Origin of the sequence: Kitasatospora sp. NRRL B-11411, assembly GCF_000721345.1 — a bacterium.
In the GTDB taxonomy this organism is placed as follows: Bacteria; Actinomycetota; Actinomycetes; order Streptomycetales; family Streptomycetaceae; genus Kitasatospora; species Kitasatospora cineracea.
On the sequence record NZ_JOGH01000013.1, the window covers coordinates 16824 to 36483 of the forward strand.

A 19660-nucleotide genomic window follows, 5' to 3' on the forward strand; every position below is an offset into this window, starting at 1 on the left:
GACCCGATGGTTGCGCAGTGCGCGAGGACCGCGTCACCGCGTACTTGGACGATTCAGGGACGTCCTGGGACGTTTTCCAGTAGTTCGAGGAGACCGGCCGTGTCCGACAGGTCCGGCAACACCACCGGAGCACCTGCCGCCTCCAGTTCGGTCCGGCTGTGGATGCCGGAGGCGACCGCGATGATCCCGGAGCCTGTGGTGAGGGCTGCCTCGACGTCCCGCGGCGTGTCACCCACCAGGACGACCGGAACGTCACCGGGCAGCCCGCGGTAGCGCTGGGCGCGCCGGCGGGCGACGGCGACCAGGTCGGGACGCTGTTCTGCGTCAGCGCCGTAGGCCCCGACAACAAGATCCAGCAGCGGATCGAGGCCGAAAGCCGACAGCTTCACGCGCGCGTTCGCCGCGATGTTGCCGGTCAGCACCGAGGAGACCCAACCGGCCCGGGACGAAGCGGCTTCGAGGGCATCGAGCACACCCGGGAGCGCTGTCCCGCGCTGGCGCAGTTCGCCCAGACGTTCCTCGCCGGATCGGGTGAGGGCGGCCTCGACGATCGACCAATCAGGTTCCGGGAGACCGTGTCGGTGGAACATGTCGCGCATGATCAGACGGTCGGTACGGCCCTCCGTTGACGCTCCCACGGTCGGTGGGATGCCGGACAGCGTGGTGAACGCGGCGGCGTAGATTTCCTTGCTCACCCCGGCGTTCTCGATGAGCGTGTGGTCGATGTCCCACAGGACGATGAGCTGCATGCCGCCAGCGTAGGCATTTTGTCGGTCCGGCAGCTCCGACAGAGCGCCTCCCACGTCCTTGCACGACCGCGCTCCACTCAGCTTGTATGGCCTCCGTGAACGAGCGACTTCACTCCGTACTCGCCCAGCGAGGCATCGAGCCCGAGGCGGTCGCCGAAGCTTGCGAAGTGGACCCCAAGACCGTCGGTCGCTGGCTCGGCGGGCGCGTGCCCCACCCGAGGCACCGCTTCCGCGTCGCTCGGTTCCTGCGGGTGGAGGAGACCTTCCTCTGGCCGGACCCGCAGCCCCGTACAGGCAGGCGGCCGGGCGGATCAGGCACTGAACTCGTCGGCACCTACCAGAACCGGGCCAGTGTGCCCCGCGAGACCTGGCTGACCCTGTTGCAGGAGGCTCGGCAGCAGATCGACGTACTCGTCTTCTCCGGGACGTTCTTCGCACAGTCCAACCCACACGTCGCCAAGATGCTCGTCGAGCGAGCTGCCGACGGCGTTCGGGTTCGGTTGTGCTTCGGCGACCCGAGCGGGCACACCGCTGCCGTCCGGGGCCGGGAGGAAGGCATCGGCGACACCCTCGCCGCCAAGATCCGCGCCTCCCTGACTTACTACCGCTCCCTGCTCCCGGAGGAGGGGTGCGAGGTGCGGCTCCACGACACCACGCTGTACAACTCCCTCTTCCGCTATGACGAGAACCTGCTGGTCAACCCCCACATCTACGGCCAGCCGGCCAGCGCCAACCCCCTGCTCCACCTCAAGCGGGTGGACACCACCGGCTGGTTCGACAACTACGTTCAGAGCTTCGAAGCAGTCTGGGCCCAAGCGCGGCCCTGGATGCCCGACCAGGAGGGGATTGCCACACATGGGCAGGACTGAGTACTACAACGACCCGAACGCGCCCAAGGCCAACACCCTCATCCCGGCCAGCAACCTGCTCGTCGTCGACGACTCCGGCGCCGTCCTGCTGCAGCGCCGCCGCGACACGGGCCAATGGGCACTGCCCGGCGGAGCCCAGGACATCGGGGAGACCGCCGCCCAGTGCGCGGTCCGCGAATGCCTGGAGGAGACCGGCATCGTCGCCGAGATCACCGGCTTCCTCGGCGTCTACACCAACCCCGACCACATCGTCGCCTACACCGACGGCGAGATCCGCCAGCAGTACGAGAACACCTACATCGGCCGCCCCGTCGGCGGCGAACCCACGATCAACGACGAGGCCGACGGCGTCCGCTTCGTCCGGCCCGCCGACCTCGACCAGTACGACATCCACCCCAGCATGCGCCAGCAGATCGGCGACTACCTCGCGGGCACCTACCCCTACCTGGGCTGAACCGCCACCGCCGCCTCCACCCGCGCCACGGCCGCGAAGATCTCCGACGACGCCCGGCGGATGAATCGCCCCACCACGCTCTCCGCCCCGTAGCGGCCGAGGATCTCCGCCACGCGCGCCTCGGCCGTGGTCGGGAGGCCGTCGGGCGTCGTCGTCATGTCGCACCACACCAGGGCGTCGACCAGGCGCTGGTCCTCCACCAACGGGAACTCGGCCTCCAGCACCTCCCGAAGGCCACGCTTCTCAGCTTCGAGCAGCGCGAACGAGTGGTTCGCCACCAGCCGCGTGAGCTGATCGTCCGCCCCATGGGCGTCACGCAGGAACCGTGCGCCGTCGAGCGGGTGGAACCCCGTGGCCGCCAGCCTCGGCGCGTAGCCGACATCGTGCAGCAGAGCCGCGCGGACGAGGAGCCCGGCTTGCTGGCCGAGAATCCCTTCGAGGCGGCCGGCTCGCTCTGCCACGCCTTGCGTGTGCGCCCAGCGGCGGGGCAGTGGCTCGGCGAGTTCGTTCCTCGCCACCGTCCTGGCCCAGGAAGTCGGTTCTTCGCTCATGCCTCGATGGCTTCCCCTACCGACCACCGCTACGCATGGGACCGGACGATCTACGGCCAACCTTGAGGAGGTGCTGCGCGAGCTCCGTACGGCAAGCCGGGCCAGTGACAACGTCGTTGAGCACGTACAGACGATGGGGATCCTCCGAAACTCGGCGAGCCGCTTCGCTCACGTCGCTACGATCCTCCTCACCCATCTGGCCACTTGAAGGAGCAGACGTGGCACAGCAGACTACGGAAGAACGCCCCGGCATTGCCGCCGCGATCGTGGTCCACGAAGGCCGGGTTCTGATGGTGAGACGGCGAGTGAGCGAGGGCCAGCTCTCCTGGCAGTTCCCGGCCGGTGAGATCGAGGCTGGGGAGTCGCCCGAGGAGGCGGCCGTGCGCGAGAGCGCGGAGGAGACCGGGCTCGATGTGACGGCGATCAAGCTGCTGGGTGAGCGCGTGCATCCGAAGACCGGCCGCCTGATGTCGTACACGGCCTGCGAAGTCGTCAACGGCACCGCTGACGTAGTAGATACGGACGAGTTGGACGCCCTCGCCTGGGTAACCCTCGCCCAGATCCCCGAGTACGTGCCATACGGGCTCTTCGAACCAGTGCAGGCTTACCTGGATGTCGTGCTTGACGCCTGAGCAAGGCTCTACGGGCAGCCGCTCAAGGGGGTGCCCTCCAGTAGGGCTCACGGTGGCGCGCTTGCATCGTGGTAGGGCTGTCGGCCACTGGTCGAGCATCGGAACCGATGGCCAGTGGTCATCGGCGTCGGGCCTGGGCCCCGGGCTGCTCGAGGGTGACTGCGGTGGCCGGGTTGATGGTCTGGTGGCGGACGGGCAGGACGGCAGGCGAACGCAGGAGGGCAGCCTCAACGGCTCGGTTGGATGCGGGGTTGTAGCTGGTGTGCTGGATACGGGAGATAAGGACCTTCGCAGGCAGGCGGGCGCTACCGAGTTCGCGGCGGGCGGCGGCCTCGGTAAGGAGTTGGTGGGGTACGTGGCCGCTGGCCTCGGCGTCGGCGAGCACGGTGGCGAGAGCGGGCCAGTTGGGGTCGGCGAGGATCCGTGTCGCGTGGTCGGGGATGGCGGCGCGGACATCGCTGGCAAGGGTGTTGCGGGTCTGCTCCTTGGGTTGGCGCTGGACGAGGAACGCGAGCTGGTCGGCGGCGGCCCGGTCGTAGGCGGCCTGGAGGTGCTGGACGGTTCGACGCGCGGCTTCGGCCTGCTGGGCATGACCCTTGGCGGTGTGCCAGCGCTGGGAGAGGACCGCGGCCCAGGTGAGAGCCGCGACGAAGACGGCGAGGGTGCTGCCGTCCTTGCCGCTGCTGGCGTGCACAAGGTCGCGGGCCGCCCGCCGCAGACCGGCTGCCGCCGTGTGATCGGCACGAATCTGGGAGCGCTGGGCGCGGGCGAAATTCTTTGCTGCTGCTCGGAGTTCGGCACGCAGGTCCTGGGGCGCAGTCTGGGCGGTGGCCTCGATCAGTTCACCGAGGGCGGTGATGTGCGCCTGCGCACGCGCATCACCACTGTCGTCGGTGGTGAATGTGTCGAGGGCATTGGTGGCGTGCTGCCAGCGGGTGGCGGGCTTGTTGCGGCGGGCGGTGGGGTGCTCCTCCGGCTTGCCGGCCGCAAGGAGCGCCTGGAGCTTGGGCAGGGACAGGTCGGGGGCGATCTTCCCGCCGGGGATGTAGTTCGGCTGCCCGTTGGCCTTCAGGTCGCCGGAGCGAGCGACGGAGTAGCCCCGAAGGTCGCCGGACGGGAAACGGAGGATCTTGACCTCGACACCATCGGCCTGGAGGTAGGCGAGAAGCTCCTCAGCGTTGCTCGCGTGGGGGATGGCGGCGCGGATGCGGTCCTGGAGCCACTCGCGGCTGGTCTGTTCCCAGCCGAGGCGCTTGGCCTTGTGCATCTCGGCCTGGGTGGGGCGGCGTTCGGCGGTCCGGTCGCCGGTTCCGAGCTGACGCAGGCCGTAGTCCTTCTCGATCTCGCGGCACTGGGCGCCGACGCGCTGGCCGCTGTTGTGGAGCTTGGGGCGGCGGCCGTCCTCGCGGACAGTGGTGGCGAGGATGTGAATGTGGTCATCCGCGTGGCGCACAGCGATCCAGCGGCAGGCGAGGTCGTCGTCCTTGGGGGCGATGCCGGCGGCCTGGACAATGCGTTCGGCGATCTCGCCCCATTCGGCGTCGGAGAGGTAGCGGTCCTCGGGTGCGGCGCGTACGGGGCAGTGCCAGACGTGGTCGGTGAGCTTCTTGCCGGGCTCGCTGTTGCGCAGGCGGACGGGCTCGTCGAGGTAGCGGGCGAGCTGGGTGAGGGTGGCGTTCTCGTCGCGGCTGGGGTCGGGCATGGCGATCATGGCGAAGCCAGCGACGATGTGCGGGTCGCGGTGCTCGTCGTGGCGGCCGGGTCCGTAGAGGTAGGCGAGCAGGCCGCGGGTGTTGGAGCCGGGGTTCTTGATGGGGGCGATCACGGCGGTGTTCAGTCTTCCTGGTTGGCGGGCTGGCGAAGGGCCTCCGCGATCTCGGTGAGCAGGCCATGCAGTTCGTCGAGGGTGCGGCGGATGTCGAACGGAGGCTCGTATCCGCCGTTGAGGGCTCGGGCGATCTGGTTGACGTTGCTGGCGATACCGCTGATCTGGCGAAGGACGCGGGCGCGGAACTCGTGGATGAGTCGGCGCTCTTCCGCCAGGGACAGGTCGATGAAGAACCGGCCGGCTATGAAGGCCAGGACCACGTCGGCGGCGAACCCGGACAGACCGCGGTAACCATTGGCGGTGGCAGCCGCACGCAGTCGAGGTTCTTCCTCGGGTTCGAACCGCAGAGGGCCGACGCGCTCTTCGCGCTTGGTGCCGGTGTAGCGGCGGTTCTTCGGCGCGGCATCATCGGCGGTGCTGTGGTCGGAGAACTCGTCGTCGGTCTCGATCGGGCGGACGTCGGCAAGGATCTGCTGCTGGACGGCAAGGAGCTTGTCCGAGTCGGGGCTACCCTCGGCCCCGACCTCCTGGCCTGGCGCGCCCTCGCGCTGGGCCGCCTCGGCCACCCCTGGGGCGGAGATCCCGCGAGTCCGGCCACGAGTCGGACTCGCGGTACTACTGGCTCCGCCAGGGGCCCGGTTGCCGAACGCCCACTGCCAAAGACCCTTTACGGTATGGGATTTACTCCTCTCCTTCGCGCTCTCGCCGGTGGTGCCGTCGGGGTGATGGGTGTCGGTCACGGGTTGATCTCCTGTAGCAGGGGGTCAAGGTGATGTGATGCGAGCAAGCTGCGAACGCGGCGCACGAACCTATTCGGGCGGCAAGCGGTTCGGCGGAAGAGCGATCCGGTTCATTGGCGGATTTCGCTGAACACCAGGTGGACATCCGCCAGACCCTTGGCGGTGACGTGGCCGCCCGCCAACGCCGTACGGATCATTGGCGGGCAGCCGCCCCGGATCGGTGGCGTGTCAGGCGGGCAGCGGATGCTCGAGTGCCTGCTCAGGCGTGCGTTCGACGTTCTTGAGCGGAGGCCCAGCTTGCTCGTCCCGCAGGAGCGCCATCAGCTCCGTCCGGCGCTTGCTGCTGATCGGAACCTTGGCGTCGCTGAGAGCCTGCTCGACCACGGCAACGCTGAGGCCGTGCTCGGCGACGATCGGCCGCATCATCTCCACGAGTTGGTCCATGGTCTTCGCCGGTGGACGTCCGGTGCGCCTGCGAAGGACGACTGGCTCTTCGTCTGGGGTCAGGTCGTCTTCCCTGCGCTCTGTGATCGGCACGGGGCTGGGCGGGGTGGGCTGGACCACCAGGGTGGGATTGGGGTTTTCGTGGAGCGGGAGTTCGTCCTCGACAGGCTTCGGTTCGGTGGCGCTGGTGCCGTGGGTGAGGAGGGTACCGCCGAGGAAGGCGAGGGCGGGCCATCCGGCGACCAGGATCCGCAGCCAGGCGGGAACGCGGTCGAGGTCGAGGAGCCCGGCGGTGGCGACGTTCGCGCCGAGGGAGGCGGTCAGGGCGATGGCGAACCAGGTCCAGGCGGTGCCGGCCGGGCGGCCGGTGGTGCGCAGGGTCCGCATCCGGTTCCAGGCGGCGACGAGCAGCAGGTCGACCGAGACGGGGTAGGCCCAGGCTTTCCAGCCGTGCTGCCCGGCGGCGTCGGCGATGTCGTGGAGGTGGGCGAAGGACAGGGCGCCCGCGATGGCGGCCTGAACGAGGACGGCGTCCGGGCGGAACGTGCGGCGTAGGCGGGTGACGGGCATGCGGAAGGTGGTCCTCGCAGGTGGGGTGGGTGGTGTGCGGAAGTGCCGTCTTTGCCGTCTTGCCGTCTCGGAGCCCCTCCCCGAGGCTGCTGGCGGGTGCGGCTTCGGGGAGGGATGTTCAGTTTCGGGACGGTCGCGTCATCCGTCTCGGGACGCTTATCCGTCCCGGGCGGATGGCCTTTGACCTGTGGTTTTACGGCAGGGACGGCTGGGACGGCACAAGACGGGTGTGGTTGCCGTCCCGGCCAGGGCCCGCCGCTCGCGCCCCGGATGGGGGCGGCGGCGGGCGGGGACGTCTGCCGTCCCAACAGCGGCTCGATCCGTCTCGGTACGGATGCCGGTGCCGTCTTGGCGTCGTGTTCCGTCTCGGCGGTAGGTGCGGTGACCTGCGCTGTTACGGCTGGGACGGCAGGGACGGCAATACGGGGGTGGTCAGCCTCTGCTGACCATGGCGCTGGTCGTGCTCGTGGCAGTGCTGCTGCCGGTGGTGGGGTGGACGGTGGGGCAGTAGCGGCGCCAGGCGTCGAGGAACTTGTTGTGCAGGTAGCCCTTGCGCTGGGTCCCGTCGGGCATGCGGACGTTGCCGGAGGAGATGCCGAACTCACGCAGCATCGCGCCGAGGCCGCGCGGGGTCAGCCCGCCCCGGCCCGTCTCGGCCCAGGGGGCCTCGGGGTCGCCGTTGAGGGTGAACAGCAGTTGGTCGGTGGCGATGCTCTCCGGCTCCTTGGCGGCGTGGAAGACGCGGCGGATGTCGGCGAGGATCCGCGCGCCGCCGGGGTTGTCCTCCTCGGTCTGCACCTCGGAGGCGACCATCCGCCGGCACGCCTGCCGTGCCAGGCGCGGCCAGGGACCTCCGGCGAGGTCCGCGACGATCACCAGGGGCTCCCAGGTGTCGGCCGCGCGGTCCTCCACCGGCATGCGCGGCTCCCAGTTCAGGGCCCGGTCGGCGAGCGGCGCGCTCCAGCGGGCGAGCCGGTCGCGCACGGCGTGCAGGGCGGGGCTGTCCCGCTTGGTGCGGTACGGCGCAACGGACTCGCCTTCGGCGCGGCGGCGCATGCGGACCACGATCGAGCGGTCCATGATCGTGTCGGGCAGGTCGCCGATCCCGGCGATGGCCGCCATGGCGAAGGTGTGGAACTTGCGCGGGGTGTGGTCGTTGCCGACCACCCGCAGCACGTAGCGGTCGCGCTGGTGACCGGCGTTCAGCAGGCCGCGCATCTCCTCGTTCTTCTCCGCCATCTTCGGACTGCCGAAGATCGTGTCCGCCTCGTCGACCAGCAGGGTCGGCGGCTCCTCGGTGATCGAGCGGAACACCGCCGCCGGGGTCGAGTTCACCGTCAGCACCGGCTGGTGGACCGTCTCGGTCAGCACGTCCAGCAGCCGCGACTTGCCGCACCGCTTCGCCGGGCCGACCACCGCCAGCCGCGGGGCGTGCTGCCACGAGCCCTGCAGGTGGGTCGCCGCCACCCACAGCGTCACGGCGTCCAGGGCCTGCTCGGACGGCAGGATCACGAACCTGGCGATCAGGCCCTTCAGTTGCCCGAGCACCTCCGAGCCCTCGCCGGCCTCGGCGTCCGGCATCGCGTCGACCCAGTCCCCGGCGGCGGGCACGACGCTCTCCGCCTCGGCGGAGTCCTGTCCACAGCCTGTGGACGGAGTAACGCGAGGGTCGTCGTGGTGGGCTCCGGGCTTGGCGACAGGCGGCCAGCCGGGCGTGGAAGGGGCTGCCCTGTCGGGCTGGGGAGACGTAGAGTTCATGCTGAAGCTCCAGACTGGGGCGCGGGACCTGATCCGTCGCGCGCCGCCGATGAAGGTCGTGGATAGGGACTTCGCCCGGCCCTCGGTGTTCGCAGCACCGGGGGCCTTCGTGCGTCCGGAGCAGGTGGGCGCAGAAGGCCGCTCCCACCCAACTCGAAGGATCTGCAAGCACGTTGGCGGTGGCACCCGGCGGCCTGTGTCGCCGGGGAAGCACGAACCTACGCAGACGCGCCGGGAAGATCCACTGCTGGCGGGCAAGTCCGCCCACGGCAGACAGGCTTGTCGAACGGGCTCTCGCCAAGTCAAGCTGCATCTGCCGCCACCCCCTCCCCCACCGCCGCGTCGATGCCGAGCAGGCGCAGGAGGTCCGCCGTGATCACGCGGTACTTCTTGCCCAGCCGGAGCACCCGGCAGGGGTAGTCGCCGAGGCGGGCCAGCTCGTAGCCCTTGCTCCGGCCCAGCCCGATGGCGCGGTTGGCGGTGTCGAGGTCGATGGCCGCCGGCAGCGCGAGCAGCTCGGCCCGACCCATCCCCCGAACCGCCACCGACGTCATGTCAGTTCGCACATGAACTCCAAATTCGAGACTTCCCCACCACTGTGGGGCGCGGCCCAATGCCGCAACGGAGAGAAGCTTTCCAGTGGCTAATGTGTCGATATGACACAACGCCGCGAGGAACACTGGTCCACCGACGACGAGGAAGCGCCCGAGTGGCACGAACGGATCACCAAGGACGTGATCCGAGCAATCACCCGCAGGAGGAAGGACCTTGGACTGTCCGCACAGGACGTGGCCGACGCAACGGACGAATTGGGCTGCGAGATCCCCCGGAACGTCATCGCCAACTGGGAGTCCGGCAGGCGAAAGACGATCACGATTCCCGAGCTGATCGTCGTGGCCGAGGCCCTGGACATCGCACCGGTCGAGCTGCTCTTCTCCCCCGCCCTGGGCGGCAGGTTCGACTACCTGCCGGAGATGCTCAGCGACCGCTGGTCGGCACTCACCCACTTCACCGGCGAGGCCCGCCACTCACTCGGAATGTATCGGCTCCACCTCTACCGGGAGCACGAACGGATCTGGCAGGAGCTCCGAGAGGAGCACCACGACGCGTTCCAGCTGGAATTCCAACCGTTCCGGGAGAACTGGCCTCCCGGCTCACAGGACAAACTCGACGCCTTCGTCGCGGCCATCCGCGAACGACTTCAACCCGTCAGGGCACACCTGCGCGAGATCGGCCTGGAAGTCCCGCACCTCGCGTCGCATCTCGACTTCCTCGACGCCGACCTCCCCCCGCTGAACACCGATACCGACCCGGAGGACGAATGAAGGGTTCCACCTACCACCGCTGCTACTGCCGCGACGCCGCCACCGGCAAGCCGCTCGGCAAATCCTGCCCGAAGCTCGGCAGCCGCAAGCACGGCGCATACTCCATCCGTCAGGAGCTGCCCAACGCCGAGGACGGAACCCGCCGTTCGTTCAACCGCTCCGGCTACGGAACGCTCAAGGAGGCCCAAGCCGACCTCGACCACGTCCGCGGTCTGCTCGCCCTCGGCAAGGACGACGCCGAAGACCTGTCCCTGGTCGCGGAGCTCCTGGTGAAGGTCGCCGACGAGAAGGCCCAGCTGCCCGATATCGAGGAGACCCGCAACCGCCTGAAGAGCGGTCAGGACCTCTCGACCCGCGTCACCGTGGGCGAGTGGCTCGACACCTGGCTGGCCAGCAAGAAGATCCGCAAGTCCGGTCTCACCCGGTACGAGTGCGACGTCCGGATCCACCTCAAGCCCCGCATCGGGCACATCCGCGTCGACCGGCTGCGGGTGAGCACACTCGCCGAGATGTTCACGGCCATCGCCGACGCCAACGAGGAGATCCTGGAGAACAACGCCCTGCGGCACGCGCTGAAGGCCGAGCTCGCCACGGTCCCGAACAAGGGCGCAGCGAACCGCGCCCGCCGCAAGGCCCTGCACGCCGAGCTCGCCGGAATGCCGCCCTTCCGGCGCACGACCGGCGCGGCCACCCGCCAGCGCATCCGGGCCACGCTCCGAACCGCCCTGAACGCCGCCATCCCCGAGGGCCTGATCACCCTCAACCCGGCCGCCCACGTCAAGCTCGACCCGGCCACCAAGCCGAAGGGCCTGGTGTGGACGCCCGAGCGGGTCGCGCAGTGGCGGGAGACCTGCATGAAGCCCTCTCCGGTGATGGTCTGGACGCCGCAGCAGACCGGCGCGTTCCTCGACTCCGTCGCCGACGACCGCCTGTACGCGATGTGGCACGTGATCGCCTTCCGCGGCCTTCGCCGGGGCGAGGCGTGCGGGCAGCTGTGGTCCGAGACCAACCTCGACGACAGCTCGCTGACCGTGACGACCCAGCTCGTGCAGGACGGCTGGGAGGTCGGGGAGTCCGCCCCGAAGACCGATGGCAGCTTCCGGACCGTGGCGCTCGACGACGACACGGTGGCCGTCCTGCGGCGCCACCGCGAGCAGCAGCGGAAGGAGCGGGCCGACTGGGGACCGGCCTGGAAGGACACCGGCCGGGTCTTCACCAACGAGGACGGCTCCTGGCTCCACCCCGGCAAGGTCACCGAGATGTTCGCGCGGCTGATCGCCGCGTCCGGGCTGCCGCCGATCCGCCTGCACGACCTCCGCCACGGCGCGGCCACGCTCGCCCTCGCCGGCGGGGTCGACATGAAAGTGGTGTCCGAGATGCTCGGCCACTCCTCCATCAAGATCACGTCGGACACCTACACCAGCGTCCTGCCCGAGATCGCCAAGGGCGCGGCCGAGGCCGCCGCGCGGCTCGTCCCCCTCCAACGGAAGACCGAGGCCGAGGCCCGCACCAAGGCTGCGGCCGAAGCCGAGAAGGCCGAGCGGAAGGCCGCGAAGAAGAAGGCGAAGACCAAGGCCAAGAAGACCAAGGTCTGACCGGAGATCGACACCGGCGCTCACGCATCGCTCACGCAGGCGGTTCCGTACCGCGTCGTCGACCCCTGCCTGCATGCCCGGAAACAACAAAAGGGCCAGGTCAGCGGCTATCTGACCTGGGCCTTCTCTGAGCCGCCTATGGGATTCGAACCCATGACCTACGCATTACGAGCGCACTCGGTCCCGTGCCCACCAGTCCCAACGGGCGGGCCTGAGTCCCAGTTTTGCCTGATCAGAGCACATGCACCCCTGACGGTTAGTCCCAGGCGGGGCGGTGCGTCCCATGGGTGCCCGAACGTCCCGGGCACTTCGCGGGCACCCCGGCGGCTGAGGAATGTCCTAGAGTCCAGCTTAGACGCACCGGCCTCGATCGTCACTCTCGGCAACACCAGCCTGTACGCCTGAAGGCCAGCGGCCAGCGATGCCGTCTCGGGATCCGACGCAGAGTCGGCGTTCGGCGGACGGCGGGCCCGTCCGCTCCGTAGGCTCCAGGGCATGGCCACCACGACCGAAGTGCTCGCTGCGGACTTCCTTCGGGCGCGCTGGACTCCCACCGAGGCTGAACAGGCCCTCGCCCAGGAGCTGTCGCTCGCCGCGTCGGCGGACGGCGGCCTCGACGGCCTGGCCGCTGGCGGCGTTCTGGCCCCGGAGGTGGTCCGGGAGGCCATCGCTCGCCGGCCAGACACCACTGGCCGGCTCACGCAAGCCCTGCTGGCGCCGACCCGGCTCGGGGGTGACCTGGACGGGCTGCTGACCACCCTGGTGGACCGGGTCGCCACCGGCACCGACCCGGCCGGCCGCTACGTCGAGGCTCCCGGCCAGGTGCCGAACCGCCCGCTGACGGTGTTCATCGGCGGCGGGATCACCGGCACCCCTGCCTGGTGGCAGGACTGGGCGGCGTTGCAACTGCTCATCCACCCCAAGGTGACCGTCGTCAACCCGCGCCGGGAGCACTTCCCGGCCGAGGACCGGACGGTGTCGGCCGAACAGATCGCCTGGGAGTACCACGCGCTGCGCGCCGTCGAGGGGGTGATGTTCTGGTTCCCGGCCTCCGTCGGCGACCAGCCGATCGCCATGTTCGAGCTCGGCGCCCACGCCGCTGGCACCACCCTGGCGGTCGGCGCTGCATCCACCTATCCGCGGCGCTTCGACGTGGTGGTGCAGCTCGCCCTGGTGCGCCCGGAGCTGACCGTCCACGACTCGCTGACCGCGACCGTGCAGCAGGCGCTGCAGGTGTTCGGCGGCTGACCGGCGAGCGAGACCTTCAGAAGGGGAACCGCTGTGGCAGAACTGCGGATCGCCACGTTCAACACGCTGTTCGGCGGCCGGGACGACGACGGGTACGGCGACGACCGCCGCTGGCAGCAGCAGGCCCAGTTCCTGCGCTCCCTGGAGGCCGATGCCTACGCCCTCCAGGAGTGCAACGTGTGGGACGCGCTCGGCGGCCGGCGCCTGCACCAGGCCCGCCGCCAGCTCGGCATGACCAGCGCGTTCCTCGCATTCGCCAACAAGACCACCACCGGGCACCGCTTCCACACGGCGCTGCTGTTCGGCCCGCGGATCAGCGTGCTGGCCGAGGACGGAGACCGCGCCCGCTACCACCACGTCCTGGGCTGGGCGAACGTGGAGATCGACGGCGACCCGACGCCCTGGGCCTTCCGCAACTTGCACCTGGACCCGTTCGACCCGGCCAACAGGGCCAGGGAGGTCCAGCCGCTTCAGACCCTCGCGGACCCCGGCCGCCGATCCGTGCTCCTCGGTGACGCCAACTCGCTCGGTTTCGGGCACCCGGAGCCAGACTGGGCGCCGCTGCCGGCGCACCTGCGCAACGCCCAGCTCGGTCTGGACGAGCCGCGCTCGGCGCAGCGGACGGCGATGGAGCTACTGCAGGCGGCCGGCTTCACCGACGTCGCCCACGCTCGCGGGGATGGCCGGTTCACCGGCGGCTTCGGCGCGGGTGACGTGCCGCGCCGCCAGGACCTGGTGCTGCTCTCACCCGTGCTCGTCCCGGCGGTGGTCGGCTACGAGGTACACGACGAGCCGGTCGCGGGCGGGTTCAGCGACCACGCCGCGGTGGTCGTGACCATCGACCTGGACGGGATCGCCTGACGTCAAGTCAGGCGGTGGTGCTGAGATAGTGCCGGGTCAGCAGGCTCTCGGCCCACTCGGCACCGGTGACCAGAAGCGTTCCGCCAGGCAGTTGCTCAAGGGAGGGCAACTCGGTGCCTGACGCCGTGCTCCTCACGGGCTCGTGGTCGTAGGTGAGCTCGGCGAACAGCGTGCCGATCGGGTTCCCGTCCACCACCTGGTTGTATCGGTCCAGCCCCGCCCGGATCCTGTCCGGCAGGTCGGTCCGGTCCGCGGCCTGCTCGATAATCCACTCCGCCGTTACCTCGTCGAGCGGCTTGGGCCAGTCAGCCTCCTCGCGGTCCTGATCGTGGTCCCGCGCGGTGTAGATGAGCAGCGCGACGGTCGGCAGCGCGTACGTCCACGGGCCGCTGCTGTAGCCCTCCGGGGTGCTGGTCGGTTGCAGCAGGGTGGCCGCCCGGCGTAGCGAGTCGTGCCATCGTTGCTCCAGCCACCCCGCAGCCGGCATGTTGTACGCCAGTTGGCCCGCCCGCCACCACAAGCTCTGAACGTCCATGCCACTAACCTAGGTCCCCTGAGATGGCCCTGGGGGCCGGAACGCGGAACATCAGGGCTCGACCGGGGATTCGCGGGCGCTCGCTGTATTCCCATCTGCGCAAAGTGCGATAAACGCAACAAGACCTAGATTGTCCTGCTTCTGGCATGTATGTTGTCCGGCTCATCCCCGGGTGGTCCGGTGGATGGTGTGCTGGGGGGTACGTGGGTCTGCAGGTGTTCCGCGTTTCGGATGGGGATGTTCGTCGTGTCGAGGGCGACACCGTGGAGCTGGAGCGTCACCTCCAGGCTCTCGTGGAGGCGAACATGGAGGAGATGCTGGGCGGCGTTCGCTTCCTGGCGAGCGAGTACTCCACTGGTCCGGTGCACCGGGGCCGGATCGACAGCCTCGGTCTGGACGAGGACGGCAGCCCGGTGCTGATCGAGTACAAGCGCCAGCGCAGCGAGTCGGTCCTCGCGCAGGGGCTGTTCTATCTCTCGTGGCTGGTGGAGAACCGCGCCGAGTTCGAGGCCCTCGTCGAGCAACGGCTCGGCGCCGAGGCCGCCGAGCAGGTGGACTGGAGCAACCCGCGGGTGGTGTGCATCGCGGCGGACTTCACCCGGTACGACCTGGTGGCGGCCGGGATGTCCCACCACCGGATCGACATGGTGGTTTACCGGCGTTACGGGGACGACTTGGTGACGCTGGAGCTGGCGGCGTCGGTCGCCGGCGGGTGCGGCGCCCTTCCGGGTCGGCGGACCGAGCTTGCCCGCCCGGTCGCGGCCAGCCGTCGGACGGTCACCGACGTCCTCGCGCAGGCCAGCAGTGATGTCCGCGGGCTGTACGAAGAACTCGACGCCCGCCTGCTCGACTTGGGCGAGGGCCACGCGGTGCCGCTGCAGCACTACGTTGCCTACCGCCGTCGGCGGAACTTCGCCTGCGTCCGGGTGCTGGCGCAGGCGCAGGCTCTGGTCGTCTTCCTGCGTGTCGACCCGACGACGGTGCAGCTGGTCCCGGGCTGGACTCGGGACGTCCGGAGAATCGGGCACCTCGGGACGGGCGAGCTGGAGGTCCGTATCGGGTCGGTGGAGGACCTCGATCGGTCAATGGAGCTGCTGCGCACGAGCTACGCCGCTGCCGCGTAGTTCGTCAACGGCGATGGGCCGCACCCCTTTCGAGGGGTGCGGCCCATCGCCGTTGACGGCCTGCTTGTCAAGGGCCGGGTTAGCCAGGGTGGCGGCTACCGTCGTCGGGACTGCGAAGGCGGAGGTGGTGCGGCGGCGGTCGGTTCGCTCGCCCGCGGGGTGGAGGCGGAGTTGATCGCCTGCTGGATGTGGGCGCGGCGGGCGGCCCAGCGGCTCAGGTCCCGCTGATAGGTCCGGCTTTCCTCCCCGCCGGCAAGGATCGGGTGCGGGGCGGCAGGCTGACGGTCCTGGGGGTTCGGCTGTTCGATGTGTCGGTCCTTTGCGTCAGGGGGTGGCGGCCCCGAGGTCGGGGCCGGGGCCGAGCGGGGTCAGTCTCCGCGGTGGGGCCGCGGGTCTCGGGCCATCGCAGTGATCAGCGCGCGTTCACGGACGAGGTCGGCGTGGACGTCGGGCTGGTTCGGGTCGAGGGCTTCGACGGCGCTGTGGATCGCGTCGAGGGCTTCGGATCGGCGGCCGAGGCTTCGCCAGGCGGCGGCGGTGCGGAAGAGCATGATCGGGTCCGCGTCGTCGAAGGTGGGCCAGGCGGCCAGCTCGAGGATCCGCTCGGCCTGGTCGGGCAGTCCGTCTCCGAGCCAGAGGCCGTGGAGCAGGGCGTGGCAGACCTGGGGGTTGTCGCCGGCCTCGGCGAGGCAGCGGTCGAGGGCTTCGAGGGCGCCGGGGGCGGAGCTTCCGAGGAGAGCGAACGCTGCGAGGGCGCGGGTGTACGGATCCCAGCGGGCTCGCTCGCCCACCGGGACTTGGTCGAGCAGGTGCTGGATGCTGCGGCACCGGAAGTCGAAGCGCAAGGTGCCGAGGTGGATGTGCCGGAGCGCTTGGGCGTGGACGCGGTCGGTGCCGGGCTGGGTGAGGTGGTCGGTGCCGGCGAGGTGGGCGAGGGCGCTGTTGCGTCGGCTGCGGGCGTACCAGGCGAGGTGGTTGGCCAGCGCCGCGCTCGTCTGCCAGTCCGCGTTGGCGCGACTGAGCCAGCGAGCGGCTTCGGAGGGCCAGGGCCGGCCCGCGTCGATGTCCTGTTCGATGAGGGAGCGGATGGCGGCCAGTGCGGTCGGGCGCAGGTCGTCGCGGTGGACGGCGGCGGCCAGGGCGGCGTACGAGCCGGGGGTGTCGAGCAGCCCGCGGATCATGATCCGCTGGGTCGGCGGGTAGGCGGCAGCGCGGGCGATCCGTTCGATGGTGCCGAGAGCGGTGGTGGTGGTCAGGCCGTGTCCCTTGTGGAGTCTGTTCCTTGGTGGCGGTGGTGGGTTCAGCGGGTTCGACGGGTGTCGGTTGAACGGGGCTGGGCGGGCGTCGGAGTCGCGCCCAGCGTGGTGTTCGGGAATTTCGAGAAGGTGCGGCGGGCGACCTCGACTCGGCGGGCGGAGCTGCTGCGTTCGGACGCCTGGGCGGTGGCGGCTGCGGGCGGCAGGGGCTGCCGGGGATCGCGGGTCCACTCATCGGCGGATTCGTAATCGGGGAAGGCGCCTTCGGTGAGGGTGTAGGTGCCGGCCGAGTAGTCGACGTCCTCGAACAGCACCCGGACGGGGCTGCCGGGCGGGGCCAGGGGATCGTCGAGGATCACCCAGGTGTACCAGTCGTGCACGAGGTAGTCGTCTCCTCGCCACGCTTCCCCCGGCTTCCAGCCCGGATCCCAGGTCCGGTTCCTGGTGTACGAGGCGTCACTCCTGAGCCCGTTGCCGCTGGAGCGGATCCGGTGCTCCAGCGCGATGGTCTCCGCGTTCGCCGGCACGCTGTGGTGGCCGGCCAGGGCGGCGATGGCGGTGATGTCGGCGCCGCGCTGGATGAGCCAGTGCTGGGCGAGGACGGGCAGCGGGTGGGGTGAGGTTTCGAAGTGGAAGAGCCCGGCGGTCCGGTCCCGCCGGATGTGGATGGCCATGTAGTGCGGGTCACCGGGCATTCCGATGGCGGCCGAGTCGTCGCGCACCACGAGGTAGCTGTTGCTCACGCTGGTGTCCGCCGGCTGCCCGTAGGCGTGGTGTTGGGAGATCACGGTGTAGCTGGCCGCGCTCAGCCCACTGCTGTACTCCGCTTCCGCGTCGTCCGCGGTGGCCGGGGTCAGGCCGTCGAGGTCGAGCAGCTCGTCGAAGCCGGTGTCGATGGGCACTCCTGTCGAGAGGGGCATGTGCAGTCCGCGGTGGTTAGCGGGCTGGCTGCCGAGGCTGGTCGGGTGGGTTCGTGGGGGTGGTCGAGCGGCTGGTGGCCAGTGCGGGCGGCGAGAGGACGACGCGGGTGCGGGCAGCCAGGGCCCGCGCGGACGGACCGGACGCTGCCGTGGGGGCGAGGGGGCGGACGTCGAGGTACAGCAGGTGTTCGGAGGTGAGATCACGGCCGAGGCGGGCCACCGGCGCCGGGTCGGCCATCGCGGCTGTGACGGCTTCCAGGAGCGGGGCTGGGATGTTCTCCGACATCTCGATGGTCCAGCCCTCGACTTCGCCCGGACCGAGTTTGCCGCCGCTGATCTGCCAGTCACGGCTCTCCCCCACGAACATCTGCCCGGCGGGGGCGGTACAGCGGTAGACGCTGGCCATCTCGGCGTCCGGTGCGTCCCACATCAGGTGTTCGCGGGTGCTGTTGTCGTGCCAGCCGGCGGCGATGATCGGTACGAGACCGTCCTCGGCGTTGCCGACGGGCCGGATCAGCTCGCCCGGGCTGGCAGCCAGCGCGGTGTGCAGGGCGGTCACGATCTCCGGTGGGGTGCGGCGGTCCGCGGTGACCCGCCAGACCTCCTCGCCGCTCGGCGGGTAGTTGAAGGAGGCGGTCCAGCTCGTCCCCGTGGCGTCGGCGGTCGACTCGGCGCGCAGCCGTCGGCACGGGCTGGTGTACACCGTGGTGTTGCCCTGCTTCTCGATGGTCCAGCCCCGGTCGGTCAGGGGCTTGGCCGTGGAGGTGCGATCGTGGCCGGGGCCGGCGAGGTAGACCGGGGCGACGAGAGCCAGCGGCGCCGGCCTGAAGTCCGGGGCGAAGAGCTCCGGGATGCGCTCGACGGCCCCGGCCAGCAGGCGGTCGATCCTCTGGAGCGCCTGCTGGTGCTGGGCTTCCGGCAGCGATCCCCAGGTCCACTTGGTGCCGTCGCCGACGGGAAGGTCGTGAAGCGCTTCGGCGATCCAGCCGCGATTCACCATCGCATTGATCTGAGACGCAGCGACGCATGCCGCCGCGTCCTTCAAGTCATCCATGGTGAAGGAGAGTTCATCGAGATCCATGGTGAGGGATGGTGTCCGCCTTCGGCTTGCGGTGCGCGGGTCGAGGTTGGCGCCCAGCTCCAGGTCGAGGAGCGCCGGCGCGCTCGCCGCCGCCGCGACGACCATGTCCTCCACCAGCAGACTCGCCAGGGCCCTCTGCTCAGGGGGAAGTCGGCCCCAGATCGTCGGGGTGCGACTCCGGCTGCTGGGGATGACCCGGGTCACGATGTACCAGTCGACGACGGGGCCGGAGTCTTCGATCTGCTCCAGGACCTGCTCGCACAGCTCGGCCGCGGCTTCGCGCAGGTCCGTCTCGGTGTACGGGTTGACGTTGGCGGGGCCGACCCGGTGGCCGAGGCGGGCGAGCAGTTCTTCGTCCATCCAGTCCCGGTCCCGCTGCAGGGGGGCGGGGTCGGTGAGGGCCTGGGCGAGGGCGTCGACGACGACCGTGGGGGCGTTGGTGGTGGCCATGGCCTGCCAGTAGGGCGGGTAGCCGCCGGAGCCTCGGGGACCGATCTCTACGTACAGGTGGGGGTGGGCCATGAGGTCGTCCGGATGGCCGGGCGGGTCCAGGCGGACTTGGACGCGGGCGAGTTCGTCGGGAGCTTCGAGGTCCAGCACGCCCGCGCGGTAGGTGCTGCGCCAGCCGGCGTCGGTGAGGGTGCGGATCAGGGTCCGCCGGTCGGTCGGCTGCTGGAGGGCGGGGTGCGACTCGCCCGTCCAGTCGATGGTGCCCCCGGTGCGGGTGAGTACGTCGGTGACGGCCATGACGATCTCGGGCGGCGTCTCGGTCGAGAAGCCCGCCATCCAGGTCGGCGTGCCGAGGGGCTCCGGGGCGGCCGTGATCCGCCAGGCGGCACCGGGGTCGAGCTGGCCGTCCGCGACGCGAAAGCGGTGGTTCGGGCTCCAGGCGAACTCCTGGCTCAGGTCGTCGTCGGTGCTGCGGCCCCAGCCTTGCTGGACGAGGCGGTCGAAGACCCGGTTGGCGTGGCGGGCCCCGGCGAGGTAGGCCGGGGTGACGTCGATCATGGGTTCGGGGATGGCGTTTCCTCGGGTGCTGTCAGCGGCTGCGGCCGTGGGTGACGGTGGCGGAGCGGGCGGCGGGTCCTGGATCGGTGGCGGGCCGCGGGCCCGCAGTTTC

The 19660-nt window shown here is 70.2% G+C and carries 19 protein-coding genes; 8 read left to right on the forward strand and 11 right to left on the reverse strand.

Annotated features, from left to right (window positions below):
* Positions 1-53 precede the first annotated feature (53 nt).
* On the reverse strand, positions 54-749 hold the full coding sequence (locus tag IH44_RS0108815) for an HAD family hydrolase (protein WP_030458878.1): 696 nt from the start codon (positions 747-749) through the stop codon (positions 54-56).
* 95 nt (positions 750-844) lie between these two features.
* Here IH44_RS0108815 and IH44_RS0108820 point away from each other — a divergent pair, with 95 nt between their 5' ends.
* Complete coding sequence (locus IH44_RS0108820; RefSeq protein WP_030458879.1) at positions 845-1618, forward strand: helix-turn-helix domain-containing protein; 774 nt, start codon at positions 845-847, stop codon at positions 1616-1618.
* Positions 1605-2072 (forward strand): NUDIX hydrolase, encoded by a 468-nt coding sequence (locus tag IH44_RS0108825; protein ID WP_030458880.1) that lies wholly within the window; start codon positions 1605-1607, stop codon positions 2070-2072. The genes IH44_RS0108820 and IH44_RS0108825 overlap by 14 nt, the downstream gene beginning before the upstream one ends.
* Here the strand turns inward: IH44_RS0108825 and IH44_RS0108830 are convergent.
* Entirely contained in the window at positions 2060-2623 is a 564-nt protein-coding gene (locus IH44_RS0108830; protein WP_030458881.1) for an HD domain-containing protein, read from the reverse strand. The genes IH44_RS0108825 and IH44_RS0108830 overlap by 13 nt on opposite strands.
* A gap of 218 nt (positions 2624-2841) precedes the next feature.
* Between IH44_RS0108830 and IH44_RS0108840 the strand changes: the two genes are divergently transcribed.
* On the forward strand, positions 2842-3255 hold the full coding sequence (locus IH44_RS0108840) for an NUDIX hydrolase (protein WP_030458882.1): 414 nt from the start codon (positions 2842-2844) through the stop codon (positions 3253-3255).
* Positions 3256-3373: 118 nt separating this feature from the next.
* On the opposite strand, the gene IH44_RS0108845 is transcribed toward IH44_RS0108840, so the two are convergent.
* The 5 genes from IH44_RS0108845 to IH44_RS40755 all read right to left on the reverse strand — a co-directional run bounded on the left by IH44_RS0108845 (position 3374) and on the right by IH44_RS40755 (position 9149).
* Positions 3374-5080, reverse strand: coding sequence for a relaxase/mobilization nuclease domain-containing protein (locus IH44_RS0108845; RefSeq protein ID WP_030458883.1), 1707 nt, complete (start codon positions 5078-5080; stop codon positions 3374-3376).
* Between the two features lie 8 nt (positions 5081-5088).
* Positions 5089-5823, reverse strand: a complete 735-nt coding sequence (locus IH44_RS0108850) for a MobC family plasmid mobilization relaxosome protein (RefSeq protein ID WP_232794869.1) — start codon at positions 5821-5823, stop codon at positions 5089-5091.
* A gap of 228 nt (positions 5824-6051) precedes the next feature.
* Positions 6052-6837 (reverse strand): DUF2637 domain-containing protein, encoded by a 786-nt coding sequence (locus IH44_RS47785; protein ID WP_232794870.1) that lies wholly within the window; start codon positions 6835-6837, stop codon positions 6052-6054.
* A 432-nt stretch (positions 6838-7269) separates the two neighbouring features.
* On the reverse strand, positions 7270-8595 hold the full coding sequence (locus tag IH44_RS0108860) for a DUF3631 domain-containing protein (RefSeq protein ID WP_051816680.1): 1326 nt from the start codon (positions 8593-8595) through the stop codon (positions 7270-7272).
* A 302-nt stretch (positions 8596-8897) separates the two neighbouring features.
* Positions 8898-9149: a hypothetical protein gene (locus IH44_RS40755; protein ID WP_081966796.1), complete on the reverse strand. Its 252-nt coding sequence runs from the start codon at positions 9147-9149 to the stop codon at positions 8898-8900.
* Between the two features lie 102 nt (positions 9150-9251).
* Between IH44_RS40755 and IH44_RS42520 the strand changes: the two genes are divergently transcribed.
* From IH44_RS42520 to IH44_RS0108885, 4 genes are all read left to right on the forward strand, one after another.
* Positions 9252-9920: a helix-turn-helix domain-containing protein gene (locus IH44_RS42520; RefSeq protein WP_051816681.1), complete on the forward strand. Its 669-nt coding sequence runs from the start codon at positions 9252-9254 to the stop codon at positions 9918-9920.
* A complete protein-coding gene (locus IH44_RS0108875; RefSeq protein WP_030458889.1) occupies positions 9917-11515 on the forward strand; it encodes a site-specific integrase in 1599 nt (532 codons plus the stop codon). Before IH44_RS42520 ends, IH44_RS0108875 begins: the two co-directional genes overlap by 4 nt.
* 495 nt (positions 11516-12010) lie before the next feature.
* On the forward strand, positions 12011-12763 hold the full coding sequence (locus tag IH44_RS0108880; RefSeq protein ID WP_030458890.1) for a nucleoside 2-deoxyribosyltransferase domain-containing protein: 753 nt from the start codon (positions 12011-12013) through the stop codon (positions 12761-12763).
* Between the two features lie 33 nt (positions 12764-12796).
* Positions 12797-13624 carry an endonuclease/exonuclease/phosphatase family protein gene (locus IH44_RS0108885; protein WP_030458891.1) on the forward strand — a complete coding sequence of 276 codons (828 nt, stop codon included), beginning with the start codon at positions 12797-12799 and terminating at the stop codon, positions 13622-13624.
* 7 nt (positions 13625-13631) lie between these two features.
* On the opposite strand, the gene IH44_RS0108890 is transcribed toward IH44_RS0108885, so the two are convergent.
* The gene (locus tag IH44_RS0108890) at positions 13632-14159 is read right to left on the reverse strand and encodes a hypothetical protein (protein ID WP_030458892.1); all 528 of its coding nucleotides are present in this window, start codon (positions 14157-14159) and stop codon (positions 13632-13634) included.
* A gap of 203 nt (positions 14160-14362) precedes the next feature.
* Here IH44_RS0108890 and IH44_RS0108895 point away from each other — a divergent pair, with 203 nt between their 5' ends.
* Entirely contained in the window at positions 14363-15283 is a 921-nt protein-coding gene (locus IH44_RS0108895) for a DUF5655 domain-containing protein (RefSeq protein ID WP_030458893.1), read from the forward strand.
* Positions 15284-15651: 368 nt separating this feature from the next.
* On the opposite strand, the gene IH44_RS46335 is transcribed toward IH44_RS0108895, so the two are convergent.
* The 3 genes from IH44_RS46335 to IH44_RS0108910 all read right to left on the reverse strand — a co-directional run bounded on the left by IH44_RS46335 (position 15652) and on the right by IH44_RS0108910 (position 19548).
* Positions 15652-16464: a hypothetical protein gene (locus IH44_RS46335; RefSeq protein WP_051816683.1), complete on the reverse strand. Its 813-nt coding sequence runs from the start codon at positions 16462-16464 to the stop codon at positions 15652-15654.
* A gap of 119 nt (positions 16465-16583) precedes the next feature.
* Positions 16584-17459, reverse strand: a complete 876-nt coding sequence (locus IH44_RS0108905) for a hypothetical protein (protein ID WP_157852202.1) — start codon at positions 17457-17459, stop codon at positions 16584-16586.
* 16 nt (positions 17460-17475) lie between these two features.
* On the reverse strand, positions 17476-19548 hold the full coding sequence (locus tag IH44_RS0108910; RefSeq protein ID WP_030458896.1) for a DUF317 domain-containing protein: 2073 nt from the start codon (positions 19546-19548) through the stop codon (positions 17476-17478).
* Positions 19549-19660: the final 112 nt, after the last annotated feature.